Source organism: Halapricum hydrolyticum (assembly GCF_025517535.1).
GTDB classification, from domain to species: domain Archaea; phylum Halobacteriota; class Halobacteria; order Halobacteriales; family Haloarculaceae; genus Halapricum; species Halapricum hydrolyticum.
In genome coordinates, this window is sequence record NZ_JAOPKC010000008.1 from 39,208 (window position 1) to 59,169 (window position 19,962).

16 protein-coding genes are annotated in these 19,962 nt (G+C 63.4%); 7 read left to right on the plus strand and 9 right to left on the minus strand.

The window, feature by feature from the left end:
* Positions 1–189: 189 nt before the first annotated feature.
* The 4 genes from OB916_RS08920 to OB916_RS08935 form a co-directional block, all read right to left on the minus strand.
* The gene (locus tag OB916_RS08920) at positions 190–783 is read right to left on the minus strand and encodes a DUF7344 domain-containing protein (RefSeq protein WP_315908945.1); all 594 of its coding nucleotides are present in this window, start codon (positions 781–783) and stop codon (positions 190–192) included.
* A 498-nt stretch (positions 784–1,281) separates the two neighbouring features.
* Complete coding sequence (locus OB916_RS08925) at positions 1,282–3,372, minus strand: hypothetical protein (RefSeq protein ID WP_315908946.1); 2,091 nt, start codon at positions 3,370–3,372, stop codon at positions 1,282–1,284.
* Positions 3,369–3,521 carry a hypothetical protein gene (locus OB916_RS08930; RefSeq protein WP_315908947.1) on the minus strand — a complete coding sequence of 51 codons (153 nt, stop codon included), beginning with the start codon at positions 3,519–3,521 and terminating at the stop codon, positions 3,369–3,371. Before OB916_RS08930 ends, OB916_RS08925 begins: the two co-directional genes overlap by 4 nt.
* A gap of 78 nt (positions 3,522–3,599) precedes the next feature.
* Positions 3,600–4,178 carry a DUF7344 domain-containing protein gene (locus tag OB916_RS08935; RefSeq protein ID WP_315908948.1) on the minus strand — a complete coding sequence of 193 codons (579 nt, stop codon included), beginning with the start codon at positions 4,176–4,178 and terminating at the stop codon, positions 3,600–3,602.
* 373 nt (positions 4,179–4,551) lie between these two features.
* Here OB916_RS08935 and OB916_RS08940 point away from each other — a divergent pair, with 373 nt between their 5' ends.
* The 7 genes from OB916_RS08940 (at position 4,552) to OB916_RS08970 (ending at position 14,397) form a co-directional block, all read left to right on the plus strand.
* On the plus strand, positions 4,552–5,853 hold the full coding sequence (locus tag OB916_RS08940) for a SipW-dependent-type signal peptide-containing protein (RefSeq protein WP_315908949.1): 1,302 nt from the start codon (positions 4,552–4,554) through the stop codon (positions 5,851–5,853).
* A 191-nt stretch (positions 5,854–6,044) separates the two neighbouring features.
* Positions 6,045–7,772, plus strand: a complete 1,728-nt coding sequence (locus tag OB916_RS08945) for a vWA domain-containing protein (RefSeq protein WP_315908950.1) — start codon at positions 6,045–6,047, stop codon at positions 7,770–7,772.
* A gap of 102 nt (positions 7,773–7,874) precedes the next feature.
* Entirely contained in the window at positions 7,875–9,629 is a 1,755-nt protein-coding gene (locus tag OB916_RS08950; protein WP_315908951.1) for a VWA domain-containing protein, read from the plus strand.
* 45 nt (positions 9,630–9,674) lie between these two features.
* Complete coding sequence (locus tag OB916_RS08955) at positions 9,675–10,406, plus strand: hypothetical protein (RefSeq protein ID WP_315908952.1); 732 nt, start codon at positions 9,675–9,677, stop codon at positions 10,404–10,406.
* A 178-nt stretch (positions 10,407–10,584) separates the two neighbouring features.
* Entirely contained in the window at positions 10,585–11,580 is a 996-nt protein-coding gene (locus tag OB916_RS08960; RefSeq protein WP_315908953.1) for a hypothetical protein, read from the plus strand.
* On the plus strand, positions 11,580–12,707 hold the full coding sequence (locus tag OB916_RS08965; protein ID WP_315908954.1) for a signal peptidase I: 1,128 nt from the start codon (positions 11,580–11,582) through the stop codon (positions 12,705–12,707). The genes OB916_RS08960 and OB916_RS08965 overlap by 1 nt, the downstream gene beginning before the upstream one ends.
* Positions 12,700–14,397 carry a PKD domain-containing protein gene (locus OB916_RS08970; protein ID WP_315908955.1) on the plus strand — a complete coding sequence of 566 codons (1,698 nt, stop codon included), beginning with the start codon at positions 12,700–12,702 and terminating at the stop codon, positions 14,395–14,397. The genes OB916_RS08965 and OB916_RS08970 overlap by 8 nt, the downstream gene beginning before the upstream one ends.
* Positions 14,398–14,741: 344 nt before the next feature.
* On the opposite strand, the gene OB916_RS08975 is transcribed toward OB916_RS08970, so the two are convergent.
* From OB916_RS08975 to trpD, 5 genes are all read right to left on the minus strand, one after another.
* Positions 14,742–15,422 (minus strand): helix-turn-helix domain-containing protein, encoded by a 681-nt coding sequence (locus OB916_RS08975; RefSeq protein ID WP_315908956.1) that lies wholly within the window; start codon positions 15,420–15,422, stop codon positions 14,742–14,744.
* Between the two features lie 502 nt (positions 15,423–15,924).
* On the minus strand, positions 15,925–16,527 hold the full coding sequence (trpG, locus tag OB916_RS08980; RefSeq protein ID WP_315908957.1) for an anthranilate synthase component II: 603 nt from the start codon (positions 16,525–16,527) through the stop codon (positions 15,925–15,927).
* A complete protein-coding gene (gene trpE / locus OB916_RS08985) occupies positions 16,524–18,218 on the minus strand; it encodes an anthranilate synthase component I (RefSeq protein WP_315908958.1) in 1,695 nt (564 codons plus the stop codon). Before trpE ends, trpG begins: the two co-directional genes overlap by 4 nt.
* Positions 18,215–18,850, minus strand: coding sequence for a phosphoribosylanthranilate isomerase (locus tag OB916_RS08990; RefSeq protein WP_315908959.1), 636 nt, complete (start codon positions 18,848–18,850; stop codon positions 18,215–18,217). Before OB916_RS08990 ends, trpE begins: the two co-directional genes overlap by 4 nt.
* Entirely contained in the window at positions 18,847–19,848 is a 1,002-nt protein-coding gene (gene trpD, locus OB916_RS08995) for an anthranilate phosphoribosyltransferase (protein WP_315909007.1), read from the minus strand. Before trpD ends, OB916_RS08990 begins: the two co-directional genes overlap by 4 nt.
* Positions 19,849–19,962: the final 114 nt, after the last annotated feature.

Sequence of the window (19,962 nt, forward strand, 5' to 3'; positions counted from 1 at the left end):
ACCTGTCGCTACTCGTATCTTTCTCGGTCGTAGCGGCGCCTCACGGGCACTGCCGTACGCGAACAACGAATGAGAGGCGTCCTAATAAACGTGAGCAGACCGGAGTGAAAGTGAAGTTTGATCCGTCTGATCCCCGAGAGAGCGAAAGTGTTCCCAGCGGAAACAAGCGGGTGTTTCGGATGGAGATCGCTACCGACTGGAGACGTTCCGGGCGTGTGCCGTTGCACAGACTGCGACCGCCATCAGCACCCCTAGAAGTACGAGTTGCACGCCCCCTGCCGAGAGAGCGAACAGCCAACTTCCACCGAGCGCGAGCGCGCCGACACCGACGATAGCAGTGTAGTGCCGGTACCAGTGATCAGTCGACGGCGGGCCTTCGAGGTACGGCCGGAGTTGTGCTGCGCTCTCCCGAAGCGTCACGATCCCGCGAGATTCGTCGTACGAAACGAGACCTATGTCGTCGAGTTTCGGAAGGTGACACTGATAGAGCGCGACGTAGACGCGCTTGCGTTCCGCGTACGTGATCTCCGCGATCGATTTACCGTTCTCGTCCGCGGCGATCCGTTCCGCTAACTCGCCCAGTTTGACGGAGCCATCGGACGCACCAAGATACTGTAACGTGCGACGACGGCGGGCGTTTTTCAGCGCATCGAAGATCGCATCCAGAGAGAGCTGTCGAAGGTCAGAGCCGGAATCGGCCCCGGCGTCGAGAGATCCACCCTCAGTTACCTTTTCGGGAAAAGACGTCGGCAGATCAGTCTGTGACGAGGTTGCTTCACTCATTTCACCACCTCGCGTGTCGATAGCTAGCCGGTCGTCGACCACGTGGACGAGTTCGGCCGGCTCGCGTCCGATGGTGTCGATAGCCGATAGTCCGTGCCGGTCTGCTAGCCAGCGCGTTCGTTCTCGGTGCCACCCGTGCGTAATTCTGTCGTTGAACCCACATCCTGAGCCCCCGTAGATACGTTCTTAGCAGACAATATCTAGCATACCGTTGGAGATCCAAGGGAATTATATATCTCGTTACTCGTTTCAGCGTGACTGAGCAGTCGTCATCGTCCGTCGAAATACCCGTTACTTGCGGGCGGAAACCGTCTCGTCGACCGAGAAAAACCACGGGCTGGCGAGACGACGAAGACAGACTCGCCTGGGGAGCACCCAGATTTCTATGCGGATCTCGGCCGCAGTCGAGGTGCACAGAGACGGACAGCCGGTTCACACACCGGTGAACTGCTCCGGGCAAGCCCCGGGGCACTCGGTCTGCTTTCTCTGCCCATGGCGTTAGACGCGCCCGACGTAGAGAGTCCGACCGTCCCGAACGTCCCGTTCGGTGACGACCACCGATCGACCGTCGACGGTATAGGTCCCGGGATGAGCAACCGTCACCGAGAACGAGCCGTCGTCAGGTTCGGCGAACCGGACGTACTCGAAGTCGGCACCCGGGATCGAAACTTCCGTCTCGATCCTCGTTCGTCTACTGATCGTACCGGAAAGCGTCGCTCCAGGGACGAGCGTAAACACCAGATAGTCGCGATCCGGGCTTGCATAGACGGCGCGGTAGTGACCGAGGCCCGGCGCGTTCTCGGTGGCGCTGCCGAGTTTCCGAAGTCGCGCGTACAGTCGCCTCGAATGGGTGTACCCGCCGTACTCGAGATCCGGGACGACGATGAAGCCGACGCGGCCGTCGAAGTGTTCGTACCAGCCCGCGGCGTCGGACGTGAACAGGAAGTCCTCGTAGTAGCGGCGCGCGTATCCGTAGCTCGCCGATTGTCCGTTCACGAAATAGTTGAACATCCGGTTGCGACCCCACTCGCTCAGCACGTAGTTCTCGGGATACTCCCAGCCGCGCTCGCTGGCGTAGGCGTCTATCCACCGGGCGGCGCGGACCGCCGCCCGGTCGGTCGCGAGTCGATCGTTGATCAGCGTGGTGTACAGCGCTCCGGAACCCGCGAAGACGCCGACGGCCCCGCCGAGGAGTGTCAGACGGGTCCTGTCGGGCACCGCGAGTCCGTCACGGTGGTGATCCGGACGCGATGACAGCGCCACTCGTTCGTGCGCCCGGTGCGGCTTCGCGAGGTCCAGCCACCCGAGCACGCCGAGCAGTCCCAGCCCGCCCAACAACGCGAGAAACGGGGCGAGTTCACCACCGAATCGCCGCTGGATCGCGGTCAGCACAGCGAAATACGCCCCGTAGGCGATCAGTATCGGCCACGCGATCGAGCCCCGCCGCCACGCTGCACGTAACCCGAGAACGATACCCGGGAGCGCCAGAAACGGACCGAATCCGAGGAGAACAAGCGGTCCGAGGACGAGTCCGTAGTCTTCGGTGAGCGATGACATCTCTCCGATCCGAGTGTCGTGGAGCAACCGGTCGATCCCCCGCTCGAGGGCGTGGCCCGCGTCCGGAAACGCGCTGAAAAGGACCGCGAGCCCGAGCACGACGAGCCCGACTTCCAGGATCGCAGTCAAGATCCACGACCGGTCCAGGCGCTGGCAGACGGACGCGATCGAGAGCACGCCGAGGCTTCCGGCGAAGAGGGTGCCAGCGGCCAGGACGACGACCGTGTCCTGCCAGCCGAAACCGACGTGCGCCAGTCCGGTCAGCACCGTCCCCCAGGCGACGCCAGCCACGAGCGAAGACAGGGGCCGAACCGAGTCACGTGCGGCGGTGGCGACGCCACACAGGCCGATCGCGAACGCGAGTGGGACGACCAGCAGCGGTCCCGCTTCCCATGCCAGCAGCTGACCGGCCAGTCCGACGGCGAGCAGCGCCACGTCGGACCCAGTCCCGCCCGGGCCCGACCGGTCGGGCCCGTGCACGATTCCGAGGAGCGCGTAGACGGTCAACGCGAGAAAGACGTAGTCGAACGCGTGGTGGTCGGCGAAGCCGATGCTGGTCCGAAAGCCGTGCATCGGTGTCACAGCGAGCAAGAGTACCGCTGCCAGTCCGATCCGGGCGTCGCCGCTGGCTCTGACCGCGATCCCGTAAACGAGCAGCGCGGTGAGCAGGGCCGAGACGACCAGATACCACGCGACGACAGTGTCGGCGGCCCACTGGCTTCCCCCGAGAAGAAGCGCTGCGAGCGCCAGCGTCGAGACCAACAGCGGCTCGCCACTCGCGACCCCGTCCGGCAGTGACCAGGGCGTGGCGGTCCCGTGGACCACCTGCTCAACGGCGTAGCGGTAGGCGTATGGATCGTTGCCTGTGAGGACGACGGCACCGTCCTGGTAGACGGAAGTAACGGGGACGAGCCTGATCGTGACGACGACCGCGAGCGTACCCGCGAGCGCGTACCGTATCGGAACGGAGCTCGACAGGGCCAGCGTTCGCCCGACCGCTCCAGAGAACCGTGACGACGAGTCCGGAGTCACGTCATCACCTGTTCCTGGCGAGCGATCCCGAACTGCCCGACAGCCGCCCGTTTGTCCCGGACGGTGTGACGGCGGCGGGACGGTAGCAGCGACGACAGCTGACGGGCACCTCCTGCTCGTTCGAGCCCACGGCCAGCAGGCAATGCCACACGGCACGGGATCACACCGTTCCGGGATCGTCCAGTCCAGTGGTCGGCACTAGACAGCATCATCTACATCCTTCCGTGTCAGTCGTCCGAGCGAGCGGCTGTCGAGTCGTCGGGGACGATCGAGCGCATGTAGAACCAGCGTAGCGTCCACATCTGATAGGCAGTGGCGACCCCGAACAGCACGAGAAATCCACTCGCGAGAAGGAGCACGGGCATCGCGCCGATCACGGGCACGCCGGTCTGTGCGGCGATGACACTCACCAGCGCGACGACGCCGAGCGTCCGGTAGAACTGCGCCCAGGAGACGCCGTAGTCGGTGACCATCCGCATGTACCGGTTGACCTGCTTGGCTCGCTCGCGGAGTCGGACCGTCTTTCGATCCTTGTCGTAGACGACGACGTCCATCTCGTCAAGTTTCGGCAGGTGCGTCTGATGCAGGGAGTTGTAGACGCTGTCCCGGACCTTCCGTGGCGGCGGGGTCTCTCCGGTCTCTTCGGCAGCTATCCGCTCGGACAACTCCCGGAGGGTTACGGGCCCCAGACGGCTGCTCAGCTGTTTGATCACCTGCCGCCGCCGGGAGTTGCGCAGGATCTCGTGCACTTCCTGCGGGTCGATACTGCCGCCCGTGATCGCTGCCATCCCTATCACCATGTGCATTCCCACCCCTCGCAGCCAGCCTGCTCCAGTCAGACGAGTAGACTGAATACTGACCCATAAACGTAGAGGTCCGTTCGCGGAAGACATACTATTTCTGAGGTGTGAAGATGTATCCTACCGGTCTATTAGAGTTCCGTACCGAGTGGTTCAGAATGGTTGCCGGAACCGTAGTATATGTTTACCGCTTGCTTCCTCCTATGGTAGGACATATCTAGCGTTTTCAAATACAGCCATCTACGGCGCTAACCGGCCGTTTTAGACGGACATGTGTGATTAGCACGGGTTGATCCGGTAATTATCTTAGTAAGTAGCTATCCGAGTGGATAGCACGTTCGGGCCGACCCGAGGTGGGGGTCCGAACAGGAAAGTAACCATGTCAGAAAAATACGAACTGTCACGGAGAAAAGCGCTCGGGGGGCTGGCGACGATCGGCCTCGCCGGGGCCGGTGCCGGGCTCGGCACGAGCGCGTATTTCAGTGACGAGGAATCGTTCGCGAACAACGAACTCACAGCCGGAGAACTGGACCTGGTCGTCGACTACTGGACCTCCGTCGATCAGGGATCGGCGACCGGCGAAACGGGGAGTACGACTGGGTCTGGGCGGATCCAGGGTGAAGGATCTGCGGTTGGAGAGTACCAGATCGCCGACGTCAAGCCGGGTGACTCGGGGAAGTTGGTGTTCTGCCCGAAGATCGTCGACAACCCCGCGTGGTTGTGGGCGGGTAGTACTGGATTCACGCAGTACGAGAACGGTTACACCGAGCCCGAAGGTGACGTGGAAGAAGACGAGATAGACTACCGTGATGGAAGTGACTACACCGATTTCCCGGTGCCAGATGACGGCCCCACTGGGGAAGGTTTCGGCGAACTCGCGGACAACATCCAGGTGACGGTCGCGTACTGTGAACCGTCCGACGATCTCGAAGGTGCGCCACCGGAAGGTCCGGACGACTTCGAGACGGTTCGCGAATTGGAAAACCCCGACGACTACACGCTCGCGGATCTGCTCTCGGAGCTCCAGACCGGATACCTGCTGGACGGTCTAGAAGAGTCTGATGGCGAATGGATGCCAACGGACGATGGCGCCTACCCGGGCAGTCCTGACTTCGAAACGCAAACAGGGCAGTGCATCTGCATCGACTGGGAGGTTCCCACTGAAGTCGGTAACGTGATCCAGACCGACAGCGTCGAATTCGACATCGGATTCGCTGCTGAGCAGGCCAGGCACAACGAGGATCCCCAAACTCCGTTCGCAACCGTGGTCAGCAGTGATACGGAGTTGAAGACGGCCCTCGACGACGGCGAGACAGTGATCTTCGCGGATGACTACAGTGACAGTATCCCAGAGGTCGAGCGAACGACGACAATTAGCCCGAGCGGCAACCCCTACACGTACGATGTTTTCGACATCAATACGTCCGGGTCAGGGCTAGATCTCGGATCAGAAGGCGATTTCAGACAGTACGGTTACATCGGGGAGTACGGTCAGCTCAGAGTGGCTGCAGGATACGTCAATCCCAACACCAATGTCCTGAGAATCTTCGTCAATCAGGGAGAGGACGATAATCCGCTTTATATTGTAGTGACTGACCAGCCGGACGACGATAGTTCGATCACCCCACTCGGGAGCGATCCCGTCTATGTTGCCAAGGTAGACGCTTCGATCAGTCCGTGAAGCTGCACAGTACAGCATAAACGGTCTTCGACCCACACAGGTGTCCGATTCTCCGGACTTTCCCGGAGATCCAACACACGGCATGTCCGTGTGACGAGATTGCCGGTTTCGCCGGCGATACGTCACGCGACCCCGCCACGGGCGGCGGTTCGATTCCGCCGGTGGGCCTTCCCCAAGATGGGGGATCATCAATGACAGACGGAAACTTCGATCTCACGCGGCGGAAGGTGCTGGGGAGCATCGGTGCCGTCGGGATCGCCGGTGCGGCTGCTGGGTACGGGACGACCGCCTACTTCAGCGACGAGGAATCGTTCGACAACAACACGCTCACGGCCGGCGCGCTCGATCTCAAGGTCGACTGGGAGGAACACTACTGGGACGATTTCGACACAGATGTCGCGGTGTCCCACGTCGACAGCATGGACGATATCGGGGACGACCAGGTCGGACTCCCGGATCCCGAGAACCCGATGATCGCGGTCGATGAGGACGATCTCGGGACGTTCATGGACGCGACGGCGATCGACGCGTTCCCGGACCCGAACGACGACGGGATCCAGGAGATGAACCTGGGAGATGGCGAGGAGATAGGGTTCTCGTACGCACCCTGCGAAGACGGAGCGGACATGCCGGAACACCTCGATCCGGCCAGTGGGCTCCGTGGCGATACCGACGACGCGCGCCTGGACGACGAAAGCCCGGCCCCGCTCGTCAATCTCGACGACGTCAAGCCCGGAGACTTCGGGGAACTCACGCTGAGTCTCCACCTCTGTGGCAATCCTGGGTACGTCTGGCTCCAGGCGGCGAACGTCAGCGAGGACGGCGGTGCCAACCCCGAACCCGAGCAGGTAGCCGAAGGCGACGATGGGAACGAGCCGAACCTGGCCGAGAACATCCAGACTGCCTGGTGGTACGATCCGAACGGCAACAACGTGATCGACGAATCGATCGGCGAGGTCGACGTTATGATCGCCGTCGACACGTCGGGATCGCTCGAACAGGGCGAAGTCGAGACCCTGCAAACCGATGCAAACAACCTCGCGGACGAACTCGATGCGACGAGCACCGCCCGAGTCGGAGGGCTCTCCTTCGGTGACAGTGCCGTCGACGACTTCACCAGCCTAGCCGACGGGCCAGTCGAGTTCTCCGGACTCTCCGCTGGCGGGAACACGCCGATGCCGGCAGCACTCGACGTGGCTGCCGAGGAGCTGTCGGTGAACGGACGCTCTGGCGCGGAGACGTTCATCGTGATGTTCACCGACGGTGGGCCGAACTACCCCAACTCCGGATACGACGAGTTCCCGATCGATGGCGGGTACACTCCCGGACCATACGAGGATGGGGATCCGAGCAACTCGATCGTCGAGGACGCCGAGCTCTGTGAAACCGCAGCTGTGGCGGATGCCATCAGAGACGATCACCGAATCCTAGCCGTGGGTGTCGCCGACGACAGACCGATTACCAACAACGAGGACGCAAACGTCTGCGAGGATGGCCCCTCGGTTTCGACACTTCGGGCGTACCTCCGCGATTACATCGCCGGGGACGCCGCTGATTACTACAGTGCTGAAGACGTCGAAGATGTGGCGAGGATACTCGACGACATCCTCGAAAACGTCGCGATGACCGAAGAGGTGTTCCGCCGTGGGACTCTGGCAGCGGATCTAGAGGCCCTCTCGACCGGAGACGGGATCCCACTCGACGGGAACCGATCGACCGAGTTCGACGAGCTGGAGGACGATCCGACCAACGAGAGCCGCGAGTGTTTCGATCCCGGTGTGACGAACTTCATCGGATTCGCCTGGTGGCTCCCCAGAACGGTCGGCAACGAGGTCCAGGGCGACTCCGTGAGCTTCGATCTGGGCTTCTACGCCGAACAGTGTCGCCACAACGACCTCGTGGACGAAACCACCACATAGCTACTGAATCGTAGCCTGTGCGGGTGCACTCGACGTTCAGATGACGTCGTGATCGACGGTTCGACTCCGTCGGCAGGCCGTTACCACCAAAGGTGGTAGATGATGACAGACAAGAATTTGAAACTAACGCGACGGAAAATCCTCGGCAGCGTGGGGGCCGTGGGACTCGCAGGTGCGGCTGCGGGATACGGAACGACGGCATTCTTCAGCGACGAGGAGACGTTCGCAAACAACTCACTGACCGCTGGCAGCCTCGACCTGTCGGTGACTGGCTCGGTCGCCGGGATCAGCGACGAGTGGATCGAATCCGACCAGGTATCCTTCGAGGGATGGGAAGCGACCGCGGACGGGGCCGTTGAGACCGGCATTCAGATCGGCGACATGAAGACGGGGGACTGGTTGATCCTCTGTTACGATATCGTCGTCGAGACGAATCCGGCCTGCCTCAGCCTCACCGCAACGAACACGGCCAACGACGAGAACTCGGTCAATGAGCCGGAAGCCAGCGCGGAAGACGAACTGTCCGACGTGCTGGAGAACCCGAATACGGCAGTCACGGACGAGATCGGCGACCCGGACGGCGAGGGTGAACTCGCTCAGGCCATCGACGTAACCGTCTACGGCGGGTACGACGAGAGTGCAGATCTCGGTGACGGCGAAGACGAGCGAGACGCGCTGACGAACGAGTTGCTCGGCGGTGTGAGCCTGGCCGACGTATGGGAGACGTTCGGCGGGGAAGACGGAGGCGCAATCGGTGCCGACGTGTCCGAGCTGAGCTTCTGCCTGCTGCTGGAGTTGCCCGCCGACGTCGGCAACGAGGTCCAGACAGACTCCGTCGCGTGGGACTTCGTGTTCGACGCCGTCCAGTCGCGGCACAACGAGTGTGCGACCCCCGTGTGGGAGACCGGAGAGTGTGATTGCCCCGATGCAAACTTCGAGCTGGGTTCGACGGACGACGAGTTCACGAACCTGCTGTCAGTCGGGCCGGATCCGGATACGGGATATCCTGACATCGACGCGCGCCTTCGCGTGAGCACGGACACAGGGAGCGCGGGAGATCTCACCGCCGCGAATTTCTCGATCAACGAAGCCGGCTGTGGCCAGACCATCGATAGCGTCGCCTTCGAGTCGGGCGGTACGGTCGACATTGTTGTCGTCTTCGATGACACTGGTAGCATGGGCGGCGAGATCACAGCCCTGAAGAGCGAAGTCACCAACCTCACCGACGACATTGAGGCTGCGGGCATCGACGCGCGGTACGCGCTAGTCTCGTTCAAAGACGAGGTCGAACTCGACACAGACTTCACCGATGCAACGGCGTTCGACACGGCAGTAGATGGACTCTCAGCGTCTGGCGGTGGTGACAATCCCGAAGACAACGTCGACGCACTCGCAGTGGGGACTGGTAATGCACCGACGGACGACGGGAATAACGACGAACTCTCGGCCTTCCGGTCCGGCGCCCAGCGTATCGTGATCGACATCACCGACGTCGGGGCGTACGACTCGACGACCGATTCGCGGGCCCGATTCACCCAGTCGGAGATTGAAGGCTTCCTCAACGATGGAAACTTCACGTTCTACGCAGTCGCCCCGAGTGTCGTTTCCAGCACGGTAAGCAAGCGCGACATCGCGGAGAACGTCGACGACGGAACGTGGATCGATATCAACGACGCCGAATTCGACGTGATCCTCGAAGACATCGTCGGCGAGATCACCGACCCGGCGTACGTGATCTCCTACACGACGGCCTGTCCCGCGACGGACGGGTCCGAACGTCCAGTGGACGTCCAGATCGACGACCCCGACGAGGGACTGCTCTACGAGGAGGGCAGCTACACTGCGCCGGGAAGTTAGCCACATTCCACCGTCAGTGGGTTTCATCTCGGGGGTAGGGGACACATGAAGACAAACAGCAATCTGACGCGGCGAAAACTCCTCGCGGGACTGGGAGCCGTCGGTGTGTCCACAGCGGGTGGACTTGCTATTGCCACCGAGCCGGCACGCGCGCTCGATCACACGGCGACCGACGGGGACGGACTCGTTCTCGACTGGGCCGCCACGCGAAACGGGAACGACGATCCGGGTTCAGTCACGGACACCGGAAGCGCGTTCAGGTACTCGGTTTCGAACCTGCTGCCAGGAGACGCCGGCACGCTCACTGTCGAGATGAGCCTCACTGACGGAACACCCGACTCCATCCCCCGGCTCGCGTTCGATCTGACCGGCACGGAGGAGAACGACCTGACCGATCCCGAGCGGGAGGCCGGTGACGACACGCCGAACGAGGGTGAACTCCAGAACTACCTGGATGTCACGCTCTTTTACGACACTGGCACGCTCGGGGTCGACGTGTGGGGAGCGACCAACGGCGAGCAGGACCTCGGTGAAGGGCTGATCGATCCCGACGCCGAGGGGACGCTCGCGGAGGTGGCCGAGGCCCTTCCAGACAGGGGCGAAGAGGGTGTCTTACTCGATGCGAATCCCACGACATCCGAAACGGAGCCACTCACAGACGAAAACTCGGTGACGATCTCCTTCGGCTGGGTGTTCGCCGGGCCTCCGGAGATCAACGTAACCCAGACCGATTCGGTCTCGTTCGATCTGAGGTTCTACGCCGCAGAGGTCGAGTGAGATGCCGAAAACAACGAGACACAAGCGGAATTCAAACAGCCCGATACCTGGAGAGTGGACGGCCGAAAAGACCTCCTACCTGTTCCGCGAGAACGGTAAGAGAAACATAACTACCACGCTTGCTCCGTACACTAGACCAGTTTCCGAACCAGTGGTGGGTCGATATGTGTGGTGAGAAATGACACGCAAAGAGGGGGTATCGAGGCGCGCGCTCCTCGGATCGCTCGGGACGGTCGGGACCGCGGGTGCGGCGTTCGGCGCCGGAACGACGGCGCTGTTTACCGACACGGAGAGGCTACTGGGTTCGACAGTCAGCGCGGGACAGCTTGACCTGCTCGCCTCCTGGCCGGGCGGGACCAGCGAGGACGGGGTCGCGACGCTTGCGATCGACCTGACAGATGGAAGTGATTCGAGTGTGGTCACCGTTGCACACGCGGTTGAGGAGTCGAATCCCGCACGTATCTGGCTCCGAACGACGTGTCCAACAGGACCGGCTGACTCAGTGTACGTGACAGTATCGTACGTCTGCAACGACGAAATTATCGCGTCAGGAACGTTGCTGAGCGTCGCAAACTCTCTATGTAACGGGATTCTTCTCGATCCGGACTGCGACACGACTGACGTGTGCCTGCCGTCCGATGGCGAACTGGATGTAGAGTTCGAGTGGGAATCTTCGGACGACTACAGCGGGAACAACCCCAAAAACGTCGAACTGCAGCTCCAATTCCAGGGCGAACAGTGTCGTCATAACGCGACGCTATCGAATCCGTTCCCCCGGGTCGAACCATGTGTCACGTACCACGGCATCAGCTTCATCGAGATTTACGCGGAAATCGACGGGAGTTGCGAGTTGATCGGGAAACTGGAATTGGATTCCAGCTACGAGCAAGACGGCATCGGTGACAGCTACATCGAGCCGGGGACGTACGATCTGTACGAGGACGACGACGGCGACGGTGCGGGATACAACGTCGTAGTGACTGACACCGTCGAAAAAGACGACGGCGATGAGACAGTCGCCGTCGAATTCGAACTCGTTGATCCAGACGGAAGCGATCCTGATCTCTGCAGAGTCGACATCAAGGGAGGCCCTGACGAGATCGCGTGCGATACTGGATTCGACGGAAACGCGACAGGGGGGCTACTCTATGCGCCAACGAAGGAGGGGTTATAATGACGGAAAATGACGAATCGACCGCTGCAGAGTCAGAGCGAAAACGTCGCCTCTTCCGGCGGCTCGGAAAGATCGTCGGCGTGGTTTTGCTCCTAGCGATCGTCCTCCCCTTTGTCATCTACGCAGTCCCGCAGGTCGTGGGAGCCGACAGCAGTTACGTCGTGCTCTCAGGGAGCATGCAGCCGACGATGAACCCCGGCGACGTCGTTGTCGTCAAGGATGTCCCTGCGGACGAGATAGAGCGGGGAGACATCATCACATTCCAGCGCGGGGAGCAGACCAGTCCGACGACTCACCGTGTCATCGAAGTGATCCAAGACGGCGACGGCGTGGCGTTCCGAACGGCGGGGGACAACTCACAGAGTGCGGACCGACAGTCGGTCACACCCGCACAGGTCGAGGGGCGTGTCCCGGTAGTGGCAGGCATTCCCTTTGTCATTCCGCTGATCGGGTACGTCATCCGCTTCGCCTCGACCCAGACAGGGTTCGTGTTGCTCGTCGCCGCTCCGATCGGACTGTTGTTCCTCTCGGAAGCCTGGTCGCTGTCGAAACGCTTGCGTGTTGGAAACGAACACGTGGACGACAGTGCGACCGGTCAGACGTCGGAAAGCAGTGAAGGTCCCGCCACCGAAGCTGACCGTTCCGACAGAGCGGCCGGTCCCCAGCGGACCGGCGAAGAGGGTGGCTCCCGACAGCTCGACGGGGACACGGACGATCGAGAGAGTGCGGTCTCTTTCACCGCTCCCGAACTCCAGCTCGGGTTGCTCGTCCTGGCCGCGTTCGTCGCGTACAGCGTGTGGGTCGCCATCCAGACGATGGAGATCTGGGCGTTCACTGTCGCTGGGGGCGTCGGCACCGCGTTCCTGCTATTGTCAATTCTCTATCTCGCGGGTCGATCCGGGGGTTCCTCGGAGCGTGAGGTAACAGCGCCGGAACCAACCGGACAAGATCCGTCGTCAGTCCGCGAACAGTTCGTCGTAGCGAGCGCCCGTGCGGATGCCCTCGCCGTGGCGGTCGCCGACACCGAGCGAGACGACAGAGCGACGAGGGCCGTCCCATCCCGGGCAGCGCGAGTCGACGGTGGCGAGCCGACGTCGCAAGCGAAGGAGGAAACAAGCGATGACTGATCCCGGACGGAAGCTCGCGGCGCTGGCGATCGTCGTGGCAATGGTCGGTGCGTCGCTCGGATACGCGCCGACCACGAGCTATTTCAGCGACGGGGAAACCGCGAATGTCGCCATCGAGATGCCAGTCGCGCCTGTCGGAAACGTCGGCAGCGACAACCCCGTCGCAGAGGGGTCGCCGGTGAACGTCACCGGCGTCAGTTCGACCGACGACGGCACGATCACCAGCTACGCGTGGGACTTCGACGGCGATGGTGAGATCGACGCGACGGGGATGAATCAGACCCATACGTACCTCGATGAGGGCGAGTACGGGGTGACGCTTGTCGTCACAGACACAGCGGGCTTGACCGACACCGCGACGACGGCGGTGACCGTCGAAAACGTCCCACCGACCGCGAGGGCCGGTTCGGACCGGACCGTCGACGTCGACGAGGTCGTCACGTTCGATGCCTCGGCCAGCAGCGACCCAGGGGCCGACAACTTGACCTACGAGTGGGACCTCGACGGCGACGGCGAGTACGACGCCGGCGGCGTCGAAGTCGACCAGCAGTACAGAAGTGAGGGGACCTACGCCGTCACGCTGCAGGTCAGCGACGGCGACGGCGGCCTCGACACCGACACGCTGTCCGTCGAGGTCCAGAACGTCCCACCAACGGCGGACGCTGGCGAGAACCTGACGGTCGTCACCGGCGAACCCACCCTCGACGGCACCAGGAGCAGCGAGGGTGACAGCTCCGACACGCTGACCTACGAATGGGACGTCGACGACGACGGCACTTACGAAGTTGACGGGGCCGAACCGGGACACTACTACAGCGAGAACGGGACGTACAACGTCACGCTGCAGGTCAGCGACGGCGACGGCGGCACCGACACCGACACGACGACGGTGACCGTCGAACCGGACACGGAACCGCCCGTGGCCGACGCAGTCACCACGCAGACCACCGCCACTAACAAGACGATCGGATTCAACGGGTCCGGATCCGGGGACAACGCCCGGATCGTCGGCTACCAGTGGGACTTCGGTGACGGCACGACGGCCGCTGGACCGGAAGTCAGCCACACCTACGACGACCCCGGCGACTACAACGTCACGCTGACGGTCACCGACAGTGCCAGCTACGAGACCACCGCGAACGTCTCCATCGCAATCGAGAACGTCCCGCCGACCGCCGACGCCGGTCCGGACCTGGAGACGACCGCCGGAACCCCGGTCACGCTGGACGGGTCCGACAGCACCGCGGGGGATGCCCACGACACCCTCAGCTACGGGTGGGACCTCGACGAAGACAGCACCTACGAGAAGAGCGGGGCCACCGCCGAGCAAATCTTCCGCGACGAGGGGACGTACAACGTCACGCTGCGGGTCGACGACGGTGATGGCGGCGTCGACACCGACACAACGACGGTGACCGTCGAGAACGCGCTGCCGGTGGCAGATGCCGGTTCGGACCGGACAGTACCAGTGAACGAGACCGTGGCGTTCGACGGTTCGACCAGCAGCGATCCGGACGGCGATACGCTGACCTACGAGTGGGACCTCGACGGCGACGGCGCGTTCGACGAAAGCGGCTCGAACGCGTCACACACGTACACCGCCAACGGAACGTACACTGTCACGCTACGGGTCGACGACGGCGACGGCGGCATCGACACCGACACGATCGACGTCACTGTCGAGTCCTGATAGTGACCGTTGTAACGATTTACCGGGACGACCGCACGCCGGAAGATTCACGGGGCTCGACTTCCGAACCCTCGCTCATTTCATTCACGAGGACGCCGTCGTGCGGTCGATACGGAGCAGACGTACAACACTATCAAAAGGTGTGGGAAGGGCAGGGGGATACGGCAAGGCGGGGCGGGAGCAATACGACCCTTCCCGTACTTTCCGTCTCGGAAAGCATGCCAGTCTAGCGTTGCACGTCTATTCGATCCCCCCGTTGGAATACCAAGGATGTCATAGCGGGACGGCACACAAGCTCACGGTTCACCCGTTGGAGGACGTCAAAACGGCGTCGCGGGGCGACGTCACAGCCGAGTGATGCGCGACTGTGGCGTGTCGGGTTCGGTCGCGTTCGAGAGCGCCTGTTGGCCGAGTCGTTTCGTCGCCCGTCGAAGCCTGGCGGAGGCCGCCTGATCGGAGATACCGAGTTCCTCCGCCAGTTCGACGATCGTCGTCTGTCGCGGCACGTCGAAATATCCGCGCTCCAGCGCGAGGGCGATCGTCTGGCGCTGGCAAGGAGTGAGCAATTCACCCGAGTGCTCGCCGGCCGAGTCGCTGAGGACCCGTTCGATATCGATCGAAACGTCTCGCTCGGAGCAGCGTCGCTGGAAGCAGCTGGCGTCGTCGTGCGTGTCGAACCGAAGGACGAAGTGCCATCGGTTTGCGGTGCCGCTGGCCCGTAATACGGCGACGGCAATCTCACCGAGGCACCGCAAGAACGGATCGACCTCGGACCGCCAGTCGACACGATACAGGAACTCGCCGCCTTCCTGCTGGAGGAACGCAAAGGATTCGGCGACGGAATGTCGTCGCATCGCCTCCTCGAACGCGTCTCGATCAGGGACGTTCACCCACACGTACGAGAACGATCCCGTCCCGACCGGAACGATCCGGTCGAACCGGATTCGAATCTCAGAGATAGTATTCAGGACGGGTCCAAACGAGAGTTCCGATCCCGGAACCGAAAGCTCCAGTACGACACTCATCACATACCCCCCACTGACGATTCGACAGGCTGGTTGACGTACAGCGGGCCGAGCCCCGAGTTCATCGCTGGGTCCCCATCTCGACTGAACGTATACGCCGTTATTAGTTATCAATCCTACAATTCCGGGGAATCTCTCCTCTTGTCAACGACGTCTCGGTACGACTGACAGGAAGCGGCAATACTCAGACGTTGCATGTCAACTCGCGCTCGTCCGCAGTCAGGACGAATTCGGGATGGAGCCGGACGACTTCGATGACGCACCCACCTGGCAGTGGTTGGTGGTGTCCCGTCCGTAGTTTGGTTCGTCGACACGGCCGTCGTTAGCTGGATACCAGTCAGTTCGGGACATCCGGCCAGCGCGCCCGTGCTGATCCCCACTGCGGCGAGGGGCGATCGTCGAGTGGGCGTTCACCGGCCGGAGACGTCGGGCGGTGCATCGACTGGGGTATCTCGACACGACGACATACGTCTGGGAGTCGACAGCCGGCAGGGACGTCGTCCTATATGTCCGAGAGAAAGTTCTGGATCAGGTCGTGGCCGACGGCGGTCAGCACGGACTCGGGGTGGAACTGAACCGCTTCGATGGGATACTCGCGGTGTCGGATCCCCATGATGAGTTCCGATCCGTCGTCAGTTTCGGTCGTCGCCGTCACCTCGAAGGAGTCAGGGACTTCGGTCGCGACCAGCGAGTGATAGCGCCCGCCCTGGAATCCCTGTTCGAGGCCGGCGAAGGCCCCCTCGCCGTCGTGGTCGATCGGGAACGCCTTCCCGTGGATCGGTTCGGGTGCGCGCCCGACCGAGCCGCCGTACGCGTAGACCGCCGCCTCCAGTCCGAGACAGACCCCAAGCGTCGGTACCTCGGGGCCGAGTTCTCGAAGGACGTCTATCGTCACGCCCACGTCGCGCTCGTTTTCCGGGTGGCCCGGTCCCGGCGAAATGATGATCGCGTCGGGGTCGGCCGCGCGCACCTCCTCGAGGGTCGCCGTGTTCCGAAGCACCTCGGTCTCGGCGTGCTCGCTCGTGTACTCGACAAGGTTGTAGGTGAACGAATCGAAGTTGTCGACGAACAGCACCTGTAGCTGCTCAGATTCGGTCGCACTCATGGGGATGCCTCCTCCGGCTCGACCCGGATCGCCTCGATCGCGTCGAGGACACCTCGCATCTTGTTCTCGGTCTCCTCGTACTCGCTCTCGGGGACCGAGTCGGCGACGATCCCCGCACCGGCCTGGACGGTGATCCGGTCGGCCGTTCCCGAGGCACTCGTGGCGGGGTCCGCTGCCCCCGATGCGTCCGCAGCGGTAGGCAGTGGCTGGTCGGCCTCGACGGTCGCCGATCGGATGACGATCGCGAAATCAGCATCGCCGTTCCAGGAGAAGTACCCCACGCCGCCGCCGTACAGCCCGCGCGGTTCGCGCTCCAGGTCGTCGATGATCTCCATGGCGCGGATCTTCGGCGCTCCGGAGAGCGTCCCCGCCGGGAACGTCGCCCGCACCGCGTCGAAGGCGTCGAAAGACTCCGTCTCTCGGGCCACAGAGCCCGGTTCAGAGACGTCCGCGTCGTCGGCCATCGTTCCGGTCACCGTCGACTCGATGTGCTGGACGTGGCTGTACTTGAGGACGTTCATGAACTCCTCGACGCGGACGGACCCGGGCTCGGATACCCGCCGGACGTCGTTACGTCCCAGATCGACGAGCATCGTGTGCTCGGCCCGCTCTTTCTCGTCAGCGAGCATCTCGCCGGCCAGGCGGCGATCCTCGACGGGACTCGTTCCCCGCGGGCACGTACCCGCAATGGGGTTGACCATGACGCGGTCGCCGCCGACCGACACGAGCGTCTCCGGGCTCGCACCGACGACAGTCAACTCGTCGTGGTCGAGGAGATACATGTACGGTGAGGGGTTGATCGAACGCAGCGCGTCGTACAGCCCCAGCGGATCGACGTCGCCGTACAATTCGCGCTTGCGGGAGATGACGCCCTGGTAGATGTCGCCGTCCAGGACCGACTCTTTAGCCGCACGGACGGCGTCCTCGTACTCGTCTTTCGGACCGGCCGTCTCGACCTGCTGTTCGAAACCGCCGGAGTCGATATCGATCGCACCACCGAGTACTGTCTCAATCCGGCTCGCCTCGGCCCGGAGTTCGTCGTATCGCTCGCCGGCGTCGTGGCCGGGCCCGAGAAGCGGGGTCGCCACCAGCGAGACGGTATTCTCGGCGTGATCAAACACGAGCGTCTTCGTCGTGAGCAGGAACTGCGCGTCGGGAAACCGCGATTCGGGGCGGTCGAGCCCGACCTCGTCGAGCCAGAGGTCGTAGACGGCGTCGTAGGCCAGAAAGCCGACGAGCCCGCCCGCCAGCAGTTGCCGGTCGTGCTCGGGGAAGCCCCGGAGTTCGGCGTCGGGGAGACACGCCCGGAGGCTGTCGAGGACGTCGCCGCCGTTGGGCGTGAGAAAGTCGGCGTAGCGGTCGTCGAAGACCTCGACTGTCGTCTCCCGATCGACGGTGACGACGCCGACGGGATCGTATCCGACGAACGAGTAGCGAGCGTGGCGATCATCGGGCGTCGGCGCGAACGCACCGTCGGGATCGCTGGAGGCGACCTTCTCGGCGCTTTCGAGCAAGAAGGTGTAGTCGGCCCCCTCGAAATCGGTCGTCCGGCCCGTCAGCGCAGCGTAGGCGGACAGCGGATCCACGTCCGCGCCGAGGTCGGCCTCGAGCCGGACGACGGCGGGCCGATCACCTGCGGCCAGGTCGGCGAACGCCTCGCGCGAGCGATCGAAATCGATCTCCCCCGTCATGGTGCGATCCTGGCGCGGGTGGCCCGCTCGACGAACCGCCCGACGGCATCGTGATCTTTGACGCCACCCTCGCGTTCGACGCCGCTGGCGACGTCGACGGCGAAAGGATCGACCCGTTCGACGGCTGTGGCGACGTTCTCGGGCGTGAGCCCGCCGGCGAGGATTACGGGGACATCGAGAGAGGTGACGATCTCGCGTGTGCGTTCCCAGTCGTGGGTCTCGCCGGTGCCGCCGCCACCCGCGTCGTCGATCGAGTCGACCAGCAGGGCGTCGGCGGCGCCGGCGTAAGCGTCCAGATCAGGGTCAGTCGGGTCGACCGCGGCGATCACATCCGCCGGGGCGTCCGCGAGCGCAGCGACGTCCGCGGGATCGAGCCCGTGGAGCTGGACGGCGTCCGGACGAACGCGCTCGATCCGTCGGCGTGCCTCGCCCGCGTCGTCGGGCATCGTCACGAGGACGGTCGAAACGAGCGGGGGAACGGTCGCTGCCAGCCGCGACGCGTCGGCGAGACCGATCTCCCGGGGCGTCTCGACGGTGACGCCGGCGATCAGCCCGACCGCGTCGACACCGGCTGCGACCGCGGCCGCGAGGTCGACCTCGCGGGTGAACCCACACACCTTGACCCGCGTCATGCACTGGCCTCGCGGAGCTCGTCGAGCTTCTCGGCGGCCGCGCCCGAGTCGATGGCCTGGCGGGCGACTTCGACGCCGTCGTCCAGCGAGGTAGCCTGACCGGCGACGTAGGCGGCCGCGCCGGCGTTCGCGAGGACGATCTCCCGTTTCGCGCTGTTGACTGATCCCTCGAGGATCCCCTCCAGGTCCGCGGCGTTCTCGGCGGGCGTGCCGCCCGCGACGGCCGAGATGTCGTGCCGATCGAGCCCCACGTCCTCGGGCGCGACCGTGTACTGTTCGACGTCGCTGCCCGTGACTTCGGCGACGGTCGTCTCGTCGTGGACGGTGATCTCGTCCATGCCGGCCCCGTGGACGACCAGCGCGTGCTCGACGGGCATGCGCGCGAGGGCGTCGGCGATCAACGGGACGAGGTCGTCGTCGTAGACGCCCAGCACCTGCGCGTCTGCCCCGGCAGGGTTGGTCAGCGGCCCGAGCACGTTGAAGATCGTCTCGACGCCCAGTTCCTTCCGCGGGCCGATGACGGCCTTCATCGCGGGGTGGAACGCCGGTGCGTGCATGTACCCGATCCCGAACGACTCGACGTGACTGCGGACAGAGTCGGGATCGCTCTCGAGCGTGACGCCGACCGCCTCAAGCACGTCGGAGCTGCCGGAAGACGAAGAGACAGAGTAGTTACCGTGCTTGGCGATCGGGACGCCCGCGCCGGCGGCGACGATCGCGCTGGTCGTCGAGACGTTGATCGTGTCGTAGTCGTCCCCGCCCGTGCCGCAGGTGTCGACCAGCGGCGACCGGTCGGGCTCGATCGTGTGTGCGGCCTCGCGCATCCCCTGGGCGAAGCCCGCGATCTCGGCCTCCGTCTCGCCTTTCGACCGCAACGCGGCGAGCAGCGCCCCGATCTGTGCCTCGGTGGCGTCCTCAAACACCGCCCTCGCGGCCTCGCGAGCTTCCTCGACTGTGAGATCCTCCCCGTCTGTGACGCGTTCGATGTATTCCTTCATCGTGACCACCAATGGACTGATTCGTGTTGTAGTGTACAAATTCGTTCATCGACTTAAGCGTGTCGGGAACGGACGAGGGTGTGTCGATCTCGGACCCGGAACGGATTTGATGGG